Source organism: Pseudarthrobacter sp. AG30 (assembly GCF_003116525.1).
Classification (GTDB): Bacteria; Actinomycetota; Actinomycetes; order Actinomycetales; family Micrococcaceae; genus Arthrobacter.
This window is the reverse complement of the sequence record NZ_QEHL01000040.1, coordinates 1-214: the sequence shown is the minus strand read 5'-3', so window position 1 is coordinate 214 and position 214 is coordinate 1. Positions and strand designations below refer to the sequence as shown.

The 214-nt window shown below is 72.9% G+C and carries 1 protein-coding gene; it reads left to right on the top strand.

What is annotated here, in order from left to right; translation table 11 throughout:
* Positions 1–214: MmgE/PrpD family protein (locus tag DC347_RS20950; protein WP_206073979.1), on the top strand; the 214-nt coding region annotated here is incomplete at both ends.

The following is a 214-nucleotide window of genomic DNA, read 5'->3' as shown; positions in this document are numbered from 1 at the left end:
CCTGAACCGGGCCCCCATCGTCGCCGCCCGCGCCCAGGCGCTCACCCACGGCCCCACCACCGGCGGCAAGGGCTCGAAGGTCTTCGGTATCGAGGAGCGCGTCGCCCCGGAATGGGCGGCCTGGGCCAACGGCGTCGCGGTCCGCGAACTCGACTACCACGACACCTTCCTGGCCGCGGACTACTCCCACCCCGGCGACAACATCCCGCCGATC